Source organism: Allobosea sp. GW821-FHT03A12, from assembly GCF_058986765.1.
On record NZ_JBYSVZ010000003.1, the window covers coordinates 1,292,888 to 1,310,368 of the forward strand.

The following is a 17,481-nucleotide window of genomic DNA, read 5'->3' on the forward strand; positions in this document are numbered from 1 at the left end:
CCTGACTTATCGCACCGGCTTCCGCACGCGCATGTGCAGGAAGAGCGGCGCGATATAGGTGTCGGCGAGATAGGGCACGGCCTTGGCCGTCTGCGCATCGACGCCCGGCTCGTGCATGTGCTCGATCCGGAAGCCGGTGGCGACCAGCAGGTTGATCCAGTCGCTGAGCGTGCGGTGGAAGCGCGGCACCCGGAACGGCTCGACCTTGGTCTTCTCCTCGTCCGGCGCGGCGCCGAAGCGCCAGCTCTCGATCTCGCCGTCGCTGACGCGGAAATACTCGCGGACCTCGATGCCGAGCACGGTGCCGGCCTCGTCGCGCATCACTTTGCGGCCGGGCGTGGCGAAGCAGGGATGCAGGATCGAGAACTGCAGGAAGCCGCTCGGCTTCAGCACCCGCTTGGCTTCGGCGAGCACGCGGTCCTGGTGCGGCATGTCCATCAGCGACATGAAGGCGGTGGCGAAATCGAAGGAGGCGTCGGCGAAGGGCAGGGCCATGCCGTCGGCGACGTGATAGGTGATCCCGAGCGGGTTGGCGGCCTCAGCCTCCTGCGCATGGCGGATGAAGGTCGGGGCGATGTCGATCGCGGTAATGCTCGCACCGGCCTCAGCGAGCTTGCGCGTGTTCGAACCTTCGCCGCAGCCGATGTCGAGGCCGTCCAGCCCGTCGATATCGGGCAGGTTGGCGAAGAAGGCAGGGGTGTTCTGGGCGTCCCGGTAGAGATCGTAGCCGGCGCGCGCCTGCCGGGTCCAGGTTTCGGCGTTGGCCTCCCAGCAGGCCGCGACTTCACTCGCTTCCATGATCGTCCTCGCCGTTCGGGGGAGGGGCTTCTAGCGGAGCCGCTCGCATTGCGCCAGCCTGTTCGCGAGGCTTGTCGCAATGAACGATGACAGCCCGCTGAAGCCGCTCGCCGGCAAGGTCTGCCTCGTCGCCGGCGCCTCGCGCGGGCTCGGGCGCGGCATCGCCCGGGCGCTCGGCCAGGCCGGCGCCACCGTGATCGTCACCGGCCGCTCTAGCGAGGCAGGCCCACGCACCGACCAGCGCTCGGAGACCTTCGAGGACACGGCCCGCGAGGTCGAGGCGGCCGGAGGGCGCGGCGAGCCCTATCGCTGCGACCATACGAACGAGCGCGAGGTCGACCAGCTCGTCGCCTGGTCCCTGCGCCGCTTCGGCCGGCTCGACTGCGTCGTCGACGCGGTCTGGGGCGGCAATGAAGGCTATGACGGCGAGCGCTACCCGGATGGTTCGGCCTTCGGTGCGCCGTTCTGGCGCCGCCCGGTCGCGCGGCTCGGCCAGAGCTTCGAAAGCGGCGTCTATGCGCAGCTACTGTTGGCGCGTGCCGTCGCGCCCGCCATGGTGCAGATGCGCCAGGGCCTGATCGTCACGGTGAGCTTCGACACGAGCAGCGGCTATCTCGGCGACGTCTTCTACGACCTGTCCAAGGCGGCGATGAACCGGCTGACGCTGGCGATGGCGCAGGAGCTGAAGCCCTACGGCGTCACCGCGCTGGCCTTGTCCCCAGGCCATGTCCTGACCGAACGCGTGCGCGATGCCGGCATGGCCGACGAGACCACCGAGACACCGCTTTATGCCGGCCGTGCGGTCGCGGCGTTGGCGGCCGATCCGGATGTCGCCCGCCATGCCGGGCAGGCGCTGCACGTCGCTGACCTGGCGCGCGCCTATGGCTTCACCGATGCGGACGGCAGCCAGCCGGACCGGTTCAGCTTGCAGAGTTAACGAGGGAGGACACCATGTCGCTCAAGGGCAAGACGCTCTTCATCACCGGTGGATCGCGCGGCATCGGCCTCGCCATCGCCATCAAGGCGGCCCGTGACGGCGCCAATGTCACCATCGCCGCCAAGACGGCCGAGCCGCATCCGAAGCTCGAAGGGACGATCTATACCGCCGCCGCCGAGATCGAGGCGGCCGGTGGCAAGTGCCTGCCATTGATGGTCGATGTCCGCGACGAGCAGAGCGTCGCCGAGGCGATCGCGAAGACGGCAGAGACCTTCGGCGGCCTCGACATCGTCGTGAACAATGCCAGCGCGATCTCGCTGACCAACACCCAGATGACCGACATGAAGCGCTACGATCTGATGCACCAGATCAACACGCGCGGCACCTTCATGGTCTCGAAATACGCGATTCCGCATCTGGAGAAGGCGGAGAACCCGCATATCCTGATGCTGTCGCCGCCGCTCGACATGAAGATGCGCTGGTTCGCGCCGCACCTCGCCTACACCATTGCGAAATACGGCATGAGCCTGTGCGTGCTCGGCCTCGCCGGAGAGCTTGCGCCGAAGGGCATCGCGGTCAACGCGCTCTGGCCGCGCACCACGGTCGCGACCGCGGCTGTGAAGAACCTGCTCGGCGGCGACAAGATGGTGCAGGCGAGCCGCACGCCGGAGATGCTGGCCGACGCGGCCTACATGGTCTTCAACAAGCCTTCGCGCAGCTTCTCGGGCAATTTCCTGATCGACGACAACTTCATGGCCGGCGAGGGCGTCACCGACTTCACGCCCTACCGGGTCGATCCGTCGGTGCCGCTGATGCCGGACTTCTTCGTGCCCGAGGAGATCAAGCCGCCTGAGGGCGTGAAGGGCGGCGTCTGAGCCCGAAGGCTCAGAACTCCTCCCATTCGCGGTCCCGCGCTCCGCCGCCCGCAACCTTGCGGGCGAGCATCGGAGCTGCGGGGGTGGGTTGTGCCTTCCGGGCCGGCGCGCGCGGAGCCGGGCGGGTTTCCGACATGGCGGCGGCGGCGAGGTTGCGCAGTCGTTCCGGCTCGTTGGTCGCACGCGCGCTTCCGGCGATGCGGAAGGCCGCGACGAGCTGATCCAGGCTGTGGATCTGGTCGGCGAGCGAGGCGGCCGAGGCTGCGCTCTCCTCGGCGAGCGCGGCATTCGCCTGGGTCATCTCGTCCATATGCGCGACGGTCTGGCTCATTTCGTCGATGCCGTTGGCCTGTTCGCCCGCCGCGGCCGAGATCTCGACCACGGTCGCGGCGACCTGACGGGAGGCGGAGACGATCTGATCGAGCACCGCGCCGGCCGAGCGGACGAGTTTGACGCCCTCCTCGATCTCGCTGGTCGAGGACTGGATCAGAGTGGTGATGTCCTTCGAAGCCTCGCCCGAGCGCTGGGCGAGCGTGCGGACCTCCGAGGCGACGACGGCGAAGCCCTTGCCGGCATCGCCGGCCCTGGCCGCCTCGACCGCCGCGTTGAGCGCCAGCAGATTGGTCTGGAAGGCGATGCCGTCGATCACCGAGGTGATGTCGGTGATCTTGCGCGAGGCGGCCTCGATCCGCTCCATCGCAGCGACCGCATCCTGCACGATCATGCCGCCGCGCTGTGCGACGCTCATGGCCTCGTCGGAGGCCGAAGCCGCCGACTTGGAGGAACCGGCGCTCGCCTTGACCGAGGCCGCTAGCTCCTCGGTCGTGGCGGCAGTCTCTTCCAGCGAGGCAGCCTGCTCCTCCGTGCGCTTGGCGAGATCGTCGGCGCCGGCCTTGATCTCGCGGGCCGAGGCCGAGACCTGGGAGGTCGTCGCCTGGATGCCGCCGATCGTCTCCGAAAGCCGCTCGACCGTCTCGTTGACCGAGTGCTTCAGCTCGGCGAAGCGGCCCTGATAGCTGGTCGCGACCCGGCGGGTCAGGTCACCTTGCGAGACCGATGCCAGGATGTCGGCGAACTCGGTCGTCGCGCCGTCGACCACGGCGTTGATCTGGTTGATGCCGTCGACCAGCTGCTGCATCTGCGCGTCGGCGCTTTCCAGGCGCAGGCGCGCGCTGAAGTCGCCGGCAGCTGCGGCCGCGACGACGGTCCCGACATCGCTGACCACGGCGACCATGGCCTCGGTCCGCGCCGCCCGCTCGGCCGCGGCGGCGCGCTCCTGCGCCTCCAGGGCCTGGACGCGCAAACCGTTCTCCTTGAACACCCGGACGGCGGCCGCCATGCCGCCGATCTCGTCATTGCGGCCATTGTCCATGACCTCGGCGGTGAAGTCGCCTTGCGCCAGCTGCTTCATCGAGGCGGTCAGCGCGGTGATCGGGCGGGTCACGCGGCTCTGCACCAGCCAGAGGCCGATGAGCGCCAGCGCCAGCGCGGCCATGAGGAGGAGGCCATAGGCGACGAGCGAGCGCATCGCCGCATCGGCCTTGGCGTCGGCCACGTCGGACACGACGTCGATGGCGCGGCTCGCCACCGCGCCGAGGGTCTCGGATGCCGCGACGATCTGGTCGCGCCACTGATCGGGATTGATCGAGGGCTTGCGCCCGCCGGTCACGTTGGCGACGAGGTCGGCCCGCGTCGCCTTGAAGGAGCCGCCGAAATAGGTGTTCTCGGCGGTGGCGAGCGCGTCCTTGAGCGCTTGCGGGGTGCTGGCCTGGCCGATGAGCTGCCTCACCACGCCCCAGGCGAACTCCATGCGCGCATCGTTGACGAGGACGGCATTGCTCTCCTTGGCGTCGAGCGGTCGGTCCTGGGCGACGGCGTTGTTGAGGATGATGGTCGACGAGCCGCTGAGCGAACGCGCCGCCCAGGCCATCGAACGGACGGAGGTCAGGTTGGCGAAGCTGGCGTCGAGCGCGAGGATGCGTTCCTCCAGCGTCGCCGAGGCGGCCTCGAGCGCGGTCAGGAACTTGCCGGTCTGGGCCATGCTGGCCCCGGCCAGCTCCTTCTCCCGCGCCTCCAACGGCAGCTTCCAGTTGGCGTCGACCTTCGCCCGCAAGGGCTTCAGCGCCGCGACATGGCTGTCGATCTCGGTCGAGACGGTCTTGGCGACCTCGTAGCCGTTGTCCCGGACGATCGCCTGCGCCGTGGCGATGGCGTCGTCCAGGCGCTTGCGCCGCGTCAGCACGTCCTCGATCATCCCGCCGTTCTTGTCGGTCGGCATGGTCAGCGCGCTCGCGCCATTGCCGCGCTCGTAGCGCAGGTTCTGGAGTGCCGTGAAATAGGCCTTGTTCAGGTCGGCTAGAGCGGACACCTCGACGGCCGTGCTGTGGCGCGTCCAGGCCTGCCAAAGCGCCTGCGAGGAGAGCGCGACGATCGCCGCGCTGGCAAGGCCGAGCACGGCCAGGAGCATGGTCTTGATGCTGAGATTCTTCGCGGCGTCGAACATGGCGTACTCTGAAGGGAAACCGATCTGCCCGGTATCCCATACGGCGATTGATTTTATGCTAACCACGCCGCCGCTCCCGGGAACGCCCTCGCCAGAGCAGGCCAACCTTGCCGGATCGGCTATCGCCTGGAGTGCGTCATCGGTTTGACACTGCAGGGCGTTTGGAGTTGGTGCAGTGCAAATCCTCGCCTCGTGGCGCCCGATTCCGGATGACCGGCCATGCTCCTGATCCACGGCATCTGCCAGACGAGCGGCGACAAGCTCGCGCATCGGACGCTCGTCGCCGATGAGGAGATTCCGCCGGGCTCTATCTGGATCGACCTGCTCAATCCGACGCCGGCCGAGGATGCCAAGGTCGAGCAGCACCTCGGCATCTCGATCCCGACCAAGGAGGAGATGCACGATCTCGAGCCGTCCGAGATCATCTATGCCGAGGACGGGGCGCACTACATGACGGCCCGGGTCATCTGCCAGTCCGAGACCAACGTTCCCAAGCTCGCGGACATCACCTTCATCCTGACCGAGAAGGCGCTCGTGACGGTGCGCTATGATGAGCCGGGCGCCTTCAACATCTTCCTGAACCGTGTCACCAAGCCCGGCGGCTGCGAGCTCGAGCCGGCCGGCGTGATCGAGGGGCTGATCGAGGCGATCGTCGACCGCGCCGCCGAGGTGCTGCGCGGCGTCGGCGACCGCATCGATCTGCGCTCGCGCCAGATCTTCGATGGCGACAGCGCCCATGTCGAACATGGGCGCGCCTATCAGGCGGTCGTGCGCAAGATCGGCCAGTACGAGCACATCATCTCGAATGTGCGTGAGAGCATGGTCTCGGTCGAGCGCGTGCTGCTCTACCTGTCGGCCAATTTCAAGCGCACCAAGAAGGCGGCGGGCGGCTTCAATCCGGAGTGGCGCTCGGCCTTGCGCGACGTGCAGGCAATCGAGGAGCACGCCACCTCCCTGTCGAACAAGCTGCAATTCATGCTCGACGCGACGCTCGGCCTCGTCAGCATCGAGCAGAACAAGATCATCAAGCTGTTCTCGGTCGTTTCGGTCGCGCTGATGCCGCCAACGCTGATCGCCTCGATCTATGGAATGAACTTCAAGACGATGCCGGAGTTGGAGTGGCAGCTCGGCTACCCCATGGCAGTCGGCATGATGGTTCTCTTCGCCGTGCTGCCCTACATGTTCTTCCGCTGGAAAAAATGGCTTTGACCGTGCCGGGGCGGCGCGCCTTCGGATAGCTTGCCGTACATGACGCTGCCTCAGATTCTGTCTTGTTCGCTGGTCGCCGCGATGATGGCGGCCTTTGTCTGGGGCAAATTGCGCTATGACGTGGTCGCGCTCCTGGCGCTGCTCGCCGGCGTTGCGCTCGGCGTCGTGCCGGCGAAAGAGGCGTTCAAGGGCTTTTCCGACGACATCGTCATCATTGTCGCCAGCGCTTTGATCGTCAGTGCTGCGGTGGCGCGTTCGGGACTGGTCGAGACCGCGCTGGCGCGTATCTCCCCGGCCTTGCGCACGACGCAGACGCAGGTCGCCGTGCTCGTCTTCGTCGTCGCCGCGATGTCGGCGATCATCAAGAACATCGGCGCGCTCGCGATGATGCTGCCAATCGCCTATCAGCTCGCCCGCAAGGACGGGAAGTCGCCCTCGGTCTTCCTGATGCCGATGGCCTTCGCCTCGCTGCTCGGCGGCATCGTCACCCTTGTCGGCACCTCGCCCAACGTCATCGTCTCGCGCGTGCGCCAGGAACTCGGCGGCGAACCCTTCGCCATGTTCGACTTCACCCCGGTCGGCATCGGCATCGCGCTCGCCGGCTGCGCCTTCCTCAGCGTCGCTTATCGGCTGCTGCCGAAGGATCGCCAAGGCTCGCGCTCGCTCGACCAGGCCGTGGACATAAAGGACTACCTGACCGAGGCACGCCTGCCGGAGAAGGGGCCGCTCGCCGGCAAGACCGTCGCCGATCTCCGGAAACCCGGCGATGGCGAGGTCGAGGTCGTCGCGATCCTGCGCGACGGCGAGCGCCGCCGGGCGCCGCTGCCCGATGCCAGCCTGCGGGCCGGCGACATCCTGCTGTTGCGCGGCGAGCCCAAGGCATTGGAGCGCGTCGTCGCCGAGGGCGGGCTGGAGCTCGTCGGCCAGCATCGCTCGACGCAGCGCGAGGGCTCGCTCGATCCCGCCCGCACCGGCGAGGCGATCGTCACGCAAGGCTCGCTGCTGGAAGGGCTGAGCGCCGCCGAGATCGATCTGCACGCCCGCTTCCACATCAACCTGCTCGGCATCAGCCGGGCCGGCGAGCGCTTCACCGAGCGCCTGCGCGACATCCGCCTGCGCGCCGGCGACGTCGTGCTGCTGCAGGGCGACGAGGACCTGTTGCCCGAGCGCCTGCGCGAACTCGGCCTGTTGCCGTTGGCGGCGCGTAGCCTCGCGCTTGGCAGCACGCGCCGCCGCTTCGTCACCGGATCGATCGTCGCCGCGACGGTCATCATCGTGGCGCTCGGCCTGCTGCCGGTGGCGATCGCCTTCTTCGCCGCCGCCGTGGCGCTGCTGGCATTGCGGGCACTGACCCTGCGCGATGCCTATGAGTCGGTCGAAGCGCCGATCCTGGTGATGCTGGCGGCGCTGATCCCGGTCAGCGACAGCCTGCGCGTCACCGGCGCGACCGATGTCTTCGCCGGCTTGCTGGCGCAGGTCGGCGCCGGCCTGCCCGGCTGGGGCGCGGTCGGGCTGATGCTGATCGCGGCCATGGCGGTGACGCCCTTCCTCAACAACGCCGCGACCGTGCTGGTGATGGCGCCGATCGGAGCCGGCTTCGCCAAGACGCTCGGCTACAATCCCGACGCCTTCCTGATGGCGGTCGCGATCGGCGCGGCCTGCGACTTCCTCACCCCGATCGGCCACCAGTGCAACACGCTGGTGATGGGGCCGGGCGGCTATCGCTTCGGCGACTATGCCAGGCTCGGCGCGCCGCTCTCGGCCCTGGTGATCCTGCTCGCCGTGCCGCTGATCCTGTTCTTCTGGCCGCTGCGCTGAACGGAGGCATTCGCGGATATCGAAACGGGCCAGGAGAAAATAATTCTCCTCGGAGTGTTTCCATGGAGAACAGTCATGCTGCGCTGGTGGCGCAATATGGACGTGTTTGGCTTCCCGCAAGTTGCCGCGGTGCTTATATAAGTGGCAGATATGTTCAGCCGCACTCCGGCGATTGACGAGTTTCCATCATGACCACAGTGACGTCCCGAGCCGGCGCGGCCACCGCCGGCGCCAAGCCATTCTATGCGAATTTCGGCTTCCAGGTCCTGGCGGCCATGGTGATCGGGCTCGTGCTCGGCTGGATAGCCCGCAATATCGGCCCGGATGCGGCCGGCCAGCCGAACGCATTGACGACGACGCTGGCCACAACCGGCTCGATCTTCGTGCAATTGCTGCAGGCGCTGGTGCCGCCGCTGATCTTCACCGCGATCGTCGCCTCGATCAGCAATCTCCGCCAGCTCTCCAATGCAGCGGCGCTGGTCTGGCAGACCCTGCTCTGGTTCGCGCTCACCGCTTTCATCGCCGTCCTGATCGGCATCGCGCTCGGCCTGATCATCCAGCCCGGCATCAATTCCGGCGTGCTTGCCGCCAGCGCCAAGGCGCCGGGCTCGGTCGGTTCCTGGCTCGACTTCCTCAAGGGCCTCGTCCCCGCCAACATGCTCGGCCTGCAGGCATCGACCCGGATCGATGGCGGTGCGGCGACGACCCGGCTCGGCTTCAACGTCCTGCAGCTGCTGGTGATCTCGATCGTCGTCGGCGTCGCGGCTTTGAAGGTCGGCGAGCGCGCCAATGCCTTCCTGTCCTTCAACGAATCGCTGCTGGCGATCACCCGCAAGATCTTGTGGTGGGTGATCCGCCTGACCCCGATCGGCACCATCGGCCTGCTCGGCAATGCCGTGGCGCAATATGGCTGGCAGACCCTGCAGCAGCTCTCCTGGTACGCCTTCGCGATCTATCTCGGCCTCGCGATCGTGCTGCTGATCGTCTACCCGGTCCTGCTCGTCCTGCACGGGCTCTCGCCGCTGCGCTTCTTCGCCGGCGCCTGGCCGGCGATCCAGCTCGCCTTCGTCTCGCGCTCCTCGGTCGGCACCTTGCCGGTGACCGAGGCCGTGACCGAGAAGAGCCTCGGCGTGCCCCGCGAATACGCCGCCTTCGCCGTGCCGCTCGGCGCGACCACCAAGATGGACGGCTGCGCTGCGATCTACCCGGCGATCTCGGCGATCTTCGTCGCGCAGTTCTACGGCGTCCCGCTCGGCATCCAGGAATATGTGCTGATCGCCTTCGTCTCGGTGATCGGCTCGGCCGCGACCGCGGGCCTGACCGGCGCGACGGTAATGCTGACGCTGACCCTGTCGACGCTCGGCCTGCCGCTCGCGGGCGTCGGCCTGCTGCTGGCGATCGACCCGATCCTCGACATGGGCCGCACGGCGGTGAACGTCGCCGGGCAGGCGCTGGTGCCGACCATCGTCGCCAAGCGGCAGGGCATGCTCGACCAAGCGCAGTACGACCGCGCCGGCGATATCGAGGCGATCGAGGCCGGCGCGCAGACGGCTTGACGTCGCCCGTTACAGGCTGGTTGCGGGGAGCCGCTCCAGCCTGTCGCCGACCGCGATGGTTCCGCTTTCGATGACCCGCGCCGTGATGCCGCCATGGCCGCGCACGGCGTTGTAGCCGCCCTGGCCGAGAACCTCCTCCATCCGTGAGCAGGGATGGCATTCGCCGGTCCAGGCGAGGACGGCCGTGCCGAGGCGGAAGCAATGATCCTTCAAGGCCGCGAGGTTGATGCCGTCGACGACGATGTTGCGGCGAAGCTGCTCAGGCACGACGTGGTCCAGCCCGAGATGGCTGGCGATCGCGGCAAGATGTTCGCGTTGGATCAGCGTGACCTGCCGCGAACCACTTCGACCGCTATAGCGATCGCCGACGAGGCCTTCCGCAGCACTGGCCACGGCCACCTCGACGCTGGTCATCGCCGCGCGCCGTGCCGGTCGCAGCCCGAGCCAGACGACGCGCCCGGGCCGGATCGGTGAGTTCAGCAACGCGGCGAGGAGCGACCCGGCCTGCGGCTGCATGGCGTCAGGCCATTACCTTCGCCAGCACGTCCTCCAGCCCGCCATCGCGCTCCAGCCAGCCGGGCACCGGCAGGTTCTTCGAGCGCAGGAACTCCGGGTTGAACAGCTTCGACTGATAGCGCGTGCCGTAGTCGCAGAGGATGGTCACGATGGTGTGGCCGGGGCCCATCTCCTTCGCCAGCCGGATCGCGCCGGCGATGTTGATGCCCGACGACCCGCCGAGGCAGAGGCCTTCCTCCTCCAGCAGCTGGAAGCAGAGCGGGATCGCCTCCTCGTCCGGGATCTGGAAGGCGACATCGATCGGCGCGCCCTCGATATTCTTGGTGATCCGGCCCTGGCCGATGCCCTCGGTGATCGAGGAGCCTTCGGCCTTCAGTTCGCCGGTGGTGTAGTAAGCGTAGAGCGCTGCGCCCATCGGATCGGCAAGGGCGATGCGGATTTTCGGGTTGAAGTTCTTGAGCGCGATCGCGACGCCGGCGAGCGTGCCGCCGGTACCGACGGCGCTGACGAAGCCGTCGACCTTGCCGTCGGTCTGCTGCCAGATTTCCGGGCCGGTCGTCTCGATATGGCCCTGGCGATTGGCGACGTTGTCGAACTGGTTGGCCCAGATCGCGCCATTCGGTTCGGTCTTCGCCAGCTCCTCGGCAAGGCGGCCGGAGACCTTCACGTAGTTGTTCGGGTTGACGTAGCCGACGGCCGGTACCTCGACCAGGGTCGCGCCGGCGAGCCGCAGCATGTCCTTCTTTTCCTGGCTCTGCGTCTCCGGAATGACGATCACCGAGCGATAACCCAGCGCATTGCCGACCAGCGCCAGGCCGATGCCGGTATTGCCGGCCGTGCCCTCGACGATGACGCCGCCGGGGCGCAACGCCCCGCTCTTCTCGGCGTCGCGGATGATGGCGAGCGCGGCGCGATCCTTGACCGACTGGCCGGGGTTCATGAACTCGGCCTTGCCGAGGATTTCGCAGCCGGTTTCCTGCGAGGCTCGCTTCAATTTGATCAGGGGGGTGTTGCCGATCGCTTCGACGACGCCGTTGCGGATAGTCATGTCAGGCAACTCCAGCCATTTCCCTGTCGCTCGGCACCTGATAGGCCAAACCCGCAATCACGTCACGATCCGGAAGCACATGTCCGCCCTCGCCATGAATGAAACGCTCGCGATCGCGCGGCTCGGCCAGCGCGGCGACGGCGTTGCCGAGACCGCGGACGGCCAGGTCTTCGTGCCATTCGCCCTGCCGGGTGAGACCGTACGAGCGGTGCGCGACGGCGACCGGGCGCAACTCGTCGAGATCCTGACGCCCTCCGCCTCGCGCATCGCCGCGATCTGCCCGCTCTTCACCCGCTGCGGCGGCTGCGCCGCGCAGCATATGGGGGAGGGGCTCTATGCCGAGTGGAAGCGCCAGCAGGTGGTGACGGCGCTCGCCCATGCCCGGTTGGAAACCGAAGTCGCGCCGCTGGTCGATGCCCATGGCATCGGTCGACGTCGTGTGACCTTCCATGCTCGCCGCGGCGAGGACGACATGCGCGTCGGCTTCATGGCGGCGAGGAGCCACGATCTGATCGAGGTCGAGGCTTGCCCGGTGCTGGCTCCTGGCCTGGTGCGGGCGCCGGCCGTGGCGCAGCTTCTCGCCAACCGCCTGCGCGCCTCGAACAAGCCGCTCGATATCCAATTGACCGCTTCTGAAGCTGGCCTCGACGTCGACATTCGCGGCCATGGCCCGGCCGGCGACAGCCTGCGCCGGCAGCTCACCGAGGCGGCCGAGCGGCTCGACCTCGCCCGGCTCTCCATGCATGGCGAGGTCATCGTCGAGCGGCGCGCGCCCTTCCAGTTGATGGGCAAGGCGGCGGTGACGCCGGCGCCCGGCGGCTTCCTGCAGGCGACGGCCGAGGGCGAGGCGACCCTGTCGCGCCTCGTGCTCGAGGCGATCCCGAAGGCGAAGCGTGTCGCCGATCTCTTCGCCGGCTGCGGCCCGTTCAGCGTCCGGCTCGCCGAGAAGGCGCAGGTCTCCGCCTTCGAGAGCGACAAGGCGGCGATCCAGGCGCTGAGCCGCGCCGCCAACCATACGCAAGGGCTGAAGCCGGTCACGGCCGAGGCGCGCGATCTCTTCCGCCGGCCGCTGCTGGAGCATGAGCTCAATGTGTTCGATGCCGTGGTGCTCGATCCGCCGCGGGCTGGCGCGGAGGCGCAGGTCAAGCGCCTCGCTGCCTCGAAGGTGCCTGTTGTCGCCTATGTCTCCTGCGATGCTGGCAGTTTCGCCCGCGACGCGGCGCTTCTGGTCGCGGGCGGCTATGCGCTGGAGCGCGTGACGCCGGTCGACCAGTTCCGCTATTCCGCCCATATCGAACTCGTCGGCGTCTTCCGCAAGGCCGCCGGCCGCAAGTGATCATGTCTCCGGAGGCAGGATGAGCGCGTCCGTTATCGAAGCTCTGGCCGGCATCGTCGGCGCCAGGAACATCATCACCGACTCTGAGGCGATGGTGCCTTACCTCAAGGAGCCGCGCGGTCTGTTCCACGGCAAGGCGCAGGCGGTGGTCCGGCCGGGTTCCGTCGCCGAGGTTTCGGCGGTGATGACATGGGCGAGCGAGACCGGCGCGGCAGTCGTGCCGCAAGGCGGCAATACCGGCATGGTTGGCGGTCAGGTCCCGGTCGCCGACGGCCGGGAGATCATCCTGTCGCTGCAACGGCTCGACAGGATCCGTTCGGTCGATGTCGACGGCGACACCATGATCGTCGAGGCCGGAGTCATTCTGCAGAAGGCGCAGGAGGCGGCCGAGGCCGCCGGGCGGCTCTTCCCGCTCTCGCTCGCCTCGGAAGGCTCCTGTACGGTCGGCGGCAATCTCTCGTCCAATGCCGGCGGCACAGCGGTGATCGCCTATGGCAACGCCCGCGAGCTCTGCCTCGGCCTCGAAGTGGTTCTAGCCGACGGCCGAATCTGGAACGGCCTGCGCCAATTGCGCAAGGACAACACCGGCTACGACCTCAAGAACCTCTTCATCGGCTCGGAAGGCACGCTCGGCATCATCACCGCCGCGGTGCTGAAGCTCTTCCCCTTGCCGTCGGCGCGCGCCACCGCCTTCCTCGCCGTGCCTGATCCGGAAGCGGCGCTCGCCTTGCTCAACAAGGCCAAGGCTAGCGCCGGCGGCACGCTCACCACCTTCGAGATCATGCCGCGCATCGGCCTCGATTTCGTCGTCCGCCATGCCAGCGGCGCCCGTGATCCGCTGTCGGAACCGTCGCCCTGGTATGTGCTGATGGAGGTCTGCGCCCAGGCCGAGACCGGGCTCAGCGAGGCGGTCGAGGCCTTCCTCGGCGAAGCCCTGGAGGACGGGCTCGTCACCGACGCCGTGCTCGCCGGCTCGCTCGGCCAGCGCGCGGATCTCTGGAAGCTGCGCGAGATGCTCTCGGAGGTGCAGACCCATGAGGGCGGCTCGATCAAGCACGACGTCTCCGTGCCGATCCATGCGACGCCGGAGTTCCTGAAGCGCGCCATCGCCACGGTCGAGGCACTGGTGCCGGGCTGCAGGCCGGTGCCCTTCGGCCATCTCGGCGACGGCAACATCCACTTCAACGTCAGCCAGCCGGTCGGCGCCGACAAGGCCGCCTATCTCGCCGGCTGGGGCGCGATGAACGAGGCGGTGCACGCCATCGTCACCGAGCTGAAAGGCTCGATCTCGGCCGAGCACGGCATCGGCCGCCTGAAGCGCTCGCTACTGCCGGGCGTCAAGGACCCGGTCGAGCTCGACCTGATGCGGACGGTGAAGGCGGCGCTCGATCCGAAGGGCGTGCTCAATCCCGGGTCCACGCTGTAGCGCATGAGCGAGCACCGGCCAGTCTTCCAGGAGGTGCTTGGCGAGGGCTGGCACCAACTCGGCGAGGTCATCCGGCGCCACTATTTCCTGCGCCCGTTCAGCGACGACTTCACCTGCGTCAAAGGGACGATGCAGGAGGTCGAGCACAGCGCCTTCGCCAAGGTGTTGTTGCCCTTCGCCCGGATCGTTGGAGCGCTGGTGCCCTATCGTGGCCGCGACGTGCCGATCGAAGTGCACTACACCGCGCGGCCCAATGACCGCACGCTGCACTGGAACCGCGTGTTCCATTTTGCCGGTCGCAGTCCGTTCCACTTCCGCTCGCACATGCAGCAGGTGGGCCCCAATCAGGTCATCGAGTTCGTCCGCTTCGGCGTCGGCATGCGCCTCAAGGTGACGGCCGAGGAGGGCGCGCTGGTCTTCCGTGACGAGGGCTATGTCTGGCGGCTCTTCGGCTACGATCTGCCGCTGCCCGTCGGCCTGCTCCTCGGCACGGGCTATATCGAGGAGCGGCCGATAGACGTGCGCAGCTTCAGCATGCGGATGACACTGCAGCACCCGCTGTTCGGCGAGCTGTTCCGCTATAGCGGTGTCTTTGCGCTGCCGGACGAGGACGTGACCCTGGGCGGGAGTGCCTAGGAGGCAGAGCCGCGCTTGGTACCGCGGCAGACTTCGGCGAGCGCCAGCACGAGGTGATAGAGCACCCGGACCGGCACCCGCTCACTGATCGGCCGCCCCTTGTCGTCGAGCTGGTTGACCCAGATTCCGCTCTTGGCGTCGACGAAGTGCCGGAACATCAGGCGCAGATGCTGTTCGAGCCGTGCCGCAGCGTCGGCGTCGCCTTCGAACTCGATCCGGGCGACGAGCGCCTTCAGATATTCGGTCTGCGGCCAGAGCAGGGCGGCGCCGTTCAGGACACATCCGGCCGGGTCGACCTCGTTCACGACGAGCCGCGATGAGTTGGCGGGAGCGTCGACCTGACGCTGCCCGAACGCATGGAGCTTGCGGGCCGTTTCGCGAGCCTCGCTCGAAGCGGTCAGCCGCTCGTGGTGATAGAGCAGCCACGTCCACTCGAAATGATGACCAGGCTCCCGGATCAGCCCGCGCGGGCCCGGGAAGGACGCCCAGTCCTCGCCGAAAAACTCACCGAGCGTGCCATGGCTATCCAGCATCCGCTCCCGCATCAGCCGCACGAGCCTGTCGGCCGTCGTAAGCCAGCGCGGGTCGGGCGACACCGCTGCGAGGGCGTGGCAGGCCTCGAGCAGATGCATATGCGGATTCTGCCGCCGTGGCTGGGTGCCCAGCGTATCCTCGAGAAAGCCGCCGGCCGGATGGGCCAGCTCGCCGTCGAGGAAATCCATCACCTCGCCGGCGATTGCCAGCACGTCGGTCTCGCCGGTCGCCTTGGCGAACCAGCAGAGCGCGAACAGGACGAAGGCGAGATCGTAGAAATCGGTCTTGCCGTCGACGGCCTCGCCATGCGCCGTGCAGGAATGGACGAAACGCCCATCGGCGCCCCGGCAGACGCTGGTCAGGAAGGCGAGGCCGTGGCGCGCGGCGGCAAGCGCTCCCGGGACCCCCAGCAGATGCGCGTGGCTGAAGACATAGGTCAGCCGGGCGGTGACCAGGGTCGTGCGCAGGTCGCCGGCTTCAGCTACCCCGTCCGGCCCGAGATATTCGACGAAGCCGGGCCGCGCGGGATCGAAGGCACGCTCGATCCAGCCCGGCAGCAACGTGGTGGTCAGCCAAGCATGCAGATCATCTGGGGCGGAGCTCAAAATGCTTCCATCCTTGGGGCTGCGTATGAGGCAGGCTCGATCCAGCGCAAAGGCCGTTCAGGGCGTCGCGACATAGCCGTCGCGGCGCGGATCGCAGGCGCCGGTGAGCCGGCTCGTCGCCGGATCGCGCGACACTGCCTGCATGCCACCGACGCGCATCGTCCAGCCGCCGTCATTGGCGAAGATGCCGTGCCCGCGCTCGGCCAGTGCCGCGATCGTCGCCGGCGCCACGCGGTTCTCGACCTCGACTTCGCGGCCGTCCCAGAGCCGGGCCCGCGGCGCCTCGATTGCCTCCTGCAGGGCCAAGCCGAAATCGACATGCTGGACCATGGCCTGCACCTGCGTCTGCATGATGCCGTAGCTGCCGGGTGTGCCGAGCGCGAGCACCGGTGAGCCGTCTTTGGTCGAGAGCGTCGGCGACATGCACATCGGCAGCTCAGACCCGGGCAGCGAGCGGTTCGGGCTGCCAGGCTGGACGTCGGCCCAATAGAGGAAGTTGTTGAGGCAGATCCCGGTGCCCGGCACCACGACGCCACTGCCGAACGGGCTGCCGATGCTCTGCGTCACGCAGATCAGGTTGCCATCGCGATCGGCGATCGAGAAGGAGGTGGTGTGGCCGGGGTCTTCGCCTGCCGGCGCCTGCGGCATCCATTGCTCGGTCGGGCCGTCGATCGGCTTGCCATCCCGCACCCGCGCCCGCAGCTGCTCGACGAAGGTGTCGGACAGGATCTCAGCGAGCTTCTCGGGCTTCGGATTGTTATGGGCGATCCGGACGCCGGCGGCGAGGCGGATGGCGCGGTAGACGAGGTCGAGATGCTCGGTGCCGTTGCGCTCGAGCTTGCTGAGATCGAAGCCGTCGAGGATGCGCAGGGTCAAAAGGAACTGGAAGCCCTCGCAAGCCGGCGGCGGCACATGCACCTGCCGGCCGCGATAGGCGGCGGCGAGCGGCTCGCGCCAGCGTGGGGCGACCTGGGCGAGGTCGGCCATGGTCAGCGTGCCGCCCTGCGACTTGAGGTGCGCGGTGACCGCCTCGCCGAGCGCGCCCTCGTAGAGATGGCCAGGCCCTTTCGCGGCGATGTCGCGCAGGGTGGTCGCCAGCTCCGGCTGGCGCAGGATGTGGCCCAGCGTGACGCTCGTCCCGCCATCGCGCAGATAGTTCCGAGCCCAGTTTTCGTAGAGCTCAGGCCGCTCGCGCAGCAAGGGTACCTGCTCGTTGAACTCGATCACGCCGAATTCGGCGATCGGGAAGCCGTCCTGCGCCAGCGCGATCGCGGGCGCGAAAATCTGCTCCAGTGACAGCCGTCCATAGGCGCGGTTGAGTTCGCACCAGCCGGCGAGGTTGCCCGGCGGTGCGACCGCAAGCGCCCCGCGCTCCAGCTCGGAGCGCTGCGTGAAGCGTTCGAGCGGGAAGCTCTCCGGCACGGGCGGCACGAAATCGAGCACGCGCACGCGCTTCTCGGCCGCGACCCACATGATCGCCGAACCCATGCCGGCAAGGCTCGACATGAACGGCTCGACCACGTTGAGTGCGGACGCGACCGCGCCGACTGCGTCGAAGACATTGCCGCCCTGGCTGAGGATGCGCGCGCCGGCCTGTGCCGCCAGCGGGTGGGCGGCGGCGACCATGCCGTGCAGGGAGCTCATCGTCGGGCGGCGGCCATCCATCTCGTGCGTTCCCTCTATT

Annotated in this window: 14 protein-coding genes; 8 read left to right on the forward strand and 6 right to left on the reverse strand. The window is 67.9% G+C overall.

Going from position 1 to position 17,481, the window contains the following annotated elements; translation table 11 throughout:
• Positions 1-6: 6 nt before the first annotated feature.
• The gene (locus AC3WLC_RS13725; RefSeq protein WP_493684450.1) at positions 7-798 is read right to left on the reverse strand and encodes a class I SAM-dependent methyltransferase; all 792 of its coding nucleotides are present in this window, start codon (positions 796-798) and stop codon (positions 7-9) included.
• Positions 799-877: 79 nt separating this feature from the next.
• Here AC3WLC_RS13725 and AC3WLC_RS13730 point away from each other — a divergent pair, with 79 nt between their 5' ends.
• Both AC3WLC_RS13730 and AC3WLC_RS13735 read left to right on the forward strand, forming a co-directional pair.
• Positions 878-1,735 carry an SDR family NAD(P)-dependent oxidoreductase gene (locus tag AC3WLC_RS13730; RefSeq protein ID WP_493684451.1) on the forward strand — a complete coding sequence of 286 codons (858 nt, stop codon included), beginning with the start codon at positions 878-880 and terminating at the stop codon, positions 1,733-1,735.
• 14 nt (positions 1,736-1,749) lie between these two features.
• Complete coding sequence (locus AC3WLC_RS13735) at positions 1,750-2,610, forward strand: SDR family oxidoreductase (protein WP_493684452.1); 861 nt, start codon at positions 1,750-1,752, stop codon at positions 2,608-2,610.
• 10 nt (positions 2,611-2,620) lie between these two features.
• Here the strand turns inward: AC3WLC_RS13735 and AC3WLC_RS13740 are convergent, their stop codons facing one another.
• Positions 2,621-5,113, reverse strand: coding sequence for a methyl-accepting chemotaxis protein (locus AC3WLC_RS13740; protein ID WP_493684453.1), 2,493 nt, complete (start codon positions 5,111-5,113; stop codon positions 2,621-2,623).
• A gap of 219 nt (positions 5,114-5,332) precedes the next feature.
• Between AC3WLC_RS13740 and AC3WLC_RS13745 the strand changes: the two genes are divergently transcribed.
• From AC3WLC_RS13745 to AC3WLC_RS13755, 3 genes are all read left to right on the forward strand, one after another.
• Positions 5,333-6,322, forward strand: coding sequence for a magnesium transporter CorA family protein (locus AC3WLC_RS13745; RefSeq protein WP_493684454.1), 990 nt, complete (start codon positions 5,333-5,335; stop codon positions 6,320-6,322).
• A gap of 39 nt (positions 6,323-6,361) precedes the next feature.
• On the forward strand, positions 6,362-8,140 hold the full coding sequence (locus AC3WLC_RS13750) for an SLC13 family permease (protein ID WP_493684455.1): 1,779 nt from the start codon (positions 6,362-6,364) through the stop codon (positions 8,138-8,140).
• Between the two features lie 188 nt (positions 8,141-8,328).
• Positions 8,329-9,696 (forward strand): dicarboxylate/amino acid:cation symporter, encoded by a 1,368-nt coding sequence (locus AC3WLC_RS13755; RefSeq protein WP_493684456.1) that lies wholly within the window; start codon positions 8,329-8,331, stop codon positions 9,694-9,696.
• A 9-nt stretch (positions 9,697-9,705) separates the two neighbouring features.
• Here the strand turns inward: AC3WLC_RS13755 and AC3WLC_RS13760 are convergent, their stop codons facing one another.
• Both AC3WLC_RS13760 and AC3WLC_RS13765 read right to left on the reverse strand, forming a co-directional pair.
• The gene (locus AC3WLC_RS13760) at positions 9,706-10,212 is read right to left on the reverse strand and encodes an MOSC domain-containing protein (protein WP_493684457.1); all 507 of its coding nucleotides are present in this window, start codon (positions 10,210-10,212) and stop codon (positions 9,706-9,708) included.
• 4 nt (positions 10,213-10,216) lie between these two features.
• On the reverse strand, positions 10,217-11,260 hold the full coding sequence (locus tag AC3WLC_RS13765) for a cysteine synthase A (RefSeq protein ID WP_493684458.1): 1,044 nt from the start codon (positions 11,258-11,260) through the stop codon (positions 10,217-10,219).
• A 79-nt stretch (positions 11,261-11,339) separates the two neighbouring features.
• On the opposite strand from AC3WLC_RS13765, the gene AC3WLC_RS13770 reads away from it, so the two are divergent.
• Genes AC3WLC_RS13770 through AC3WLC_RS13780 form a run of 3 tightly spaced genes read left to right on the forward strand, consistent with a single transcriptional unit; the run spans position 11,340 to position 14,658 of the window.
• The gene (locus AC3WLC_RS13770; RefSeq protein WP_493684459.1) at positions 11,340-12,596 is read left to right on the forward strand and encodes a class I SAM-dependent RNA methyltransferase; all 1,257 of its coding nucleotides are present in this window, start codon (positions 11,340-11,342) and stop codon (positions 12,594-12,596) included.
• Between the two features lie 19 nt (positions 12,597-12,615).
• The gene (locus AC3WLC_RS13775; protein WP_493684460.1) at positions 12,616-14,022 is read left to right on the forward strand and encodes an FAD-binding oxidoreductase; all 1,407 of its coding nucleotides are present in this window, start codon (positions 12,616-12,618) and stop codon (positions 14,020-14,022) included.
• A gap of 3 nt (positions 14,023-14,025) precedes the next feature.
• Positions 14,026-14,658 carry a DUF4166 domain-containing protein gene (locus AC3WLC_RS13780; RefSeq protein WP_493684461.1) on the forward strand — a complete coding sequence of 211 codons (633 nt, stop codon included), beginning with the start codon at positions 14,026-14,028 and terminating at the stop codon, positions 14,656-14,658.
• Here the strand turns inward: AC3WLC_RS13780 and AC3WLC_RS13785 are convergent.
• Together AC3WLC_RS13785 and AC3WLC_RS13790 are read right to left on the reverse strand one after the other, a co-directional pair.
• Positions 14,655-15,797 carry an AGE family epimerase/isomerase gene (locus tag AC3WLC_RS13785; protein ID WP_493684462.1) on the reverse strand — a complete coding sequence of 381 codons (1,143 nt, stop codon included), beginning with the start codon at positions 15,795-15,797 and terminating at the stop codon, positions 14,655-14,657. The genes AC3WLC_RS13780 and AC3WLC_RS13785 overlap by 4 nt on opposite strands.
• Before the next feature lie 57 nt (positions 15,798-15,854).
• On the reverse strand, positions 15,855-17,462 hold the full coding sequence (locus AC3WLC_RS13790) for a gamma-glutamyltransferase family protein (RefSeq protein WP_493684463.1): 1,608 nt from the start codon (positions 17,460-17,462) through the stop codon (positions 15,855-15,857).
• Between the last annotated feature and the right edge of the window lie 19 nt (positions 17,463-17,481).

Excerpts from the sequence above, each read along its gene's own strand:
- AC3WLC_RS13745 (WP_493684454.1), top strand. The coding sequence starts at position 5,333 with ATGCTCCTGATCCACGGCATCTGCCAGACGAGCGGCGACAAGCTCGCG.
- AC3WLC_RS13755 (WP_493684456.1), top strand. The coding sequence starts at position 8,329 with ATGACCACAGTGACGTCCCGAGCCGGCGCGGCCACCGCCGGCGCCAAG.
- AC3WLC_RS13730 (WP_493684451.1), top strand. The coding sequence starts at position 878 with ATGAACGATGACAGCCCGCTGAAGCCGCTCGCCGGCAAGGTCTGCCTC.
- AC3WLC_RS13750 (WP_493684455.1), top strand. The coding sequence starts at position 6,362 with ATGACGCTGCCTCAGATTCTGTCTTGTTCGCTGGTCGCCGCGATGATG.
- AC3WLC_RS13770 (WP_493684459.1), top strand. The coding sequence starts at position 11,340 with ATGTCCGCCCTCGCCATGAATGAAACGCTCGCGATCGCGCGGCTCGGC.
- AC3WLC_RS13740 (WP_493684453.1), bottom strand. The coding sequence starts at position 5,113 with ATGTTCGACGCCGCGAAGAATCTCAGCATCAAGACCATGCTCCTGGCC.
- AC3WLC_RS13790 (WP_493684463.1), bottom strand. The coding sequence starts at position 17,462 with ATGGATGGCCGCCGCCCGACGATGAGCTCCCTGCACGGCATGGTCGCC.
- AC3WLC_RS13765 (WP_493684458.1), bottom strand. The coding sequence starts at position 11,260 with ATGACTATCCGCAACGGCGTCGTCGAAGCGATCGGCAACACCCCCCTG.
- AC3WLC_RS13725 (WP_493684450.1), bottom strand. The coding sequence starts at position 798 with ATGGAAGCGAGTGAAGTCGCGGCCTGCTGGGAGGCCAACGCCGAAACC.
- AC3WLC_RS13760 (WP_493684457.1), bottom strand. The coding sequence starts at position 10,212 with ATGCAGCCGCAGGCCGGGTCGCTCCTCGCCGCGTTGCTGAACTCACCG.
- AC3WLC_RS13780 (WP_493684461.1), top strand. The coding sequence starts at position 14,026 with ATGAGCGAGCACCGGCCAGTCTTCCAGGAGGTGCTTGGCGAGGGCTGG.
- AC3WLC_RS13735 (WP_493684452.1), top strand. The coding sequence starts at position 1,750 with ATGTCGCTCAAGGGCAAGACGCTCTTCATCACCGGTGGATCGCGCGGC.
- AC3WLC_RS13775 (WP_493684460.1), top strand. The coding sequence starts at position 12,616 with ATGAGCGCGTCCGTTATCGAAGCTCTGGCCGGCATCGTCGGCGCCAGG.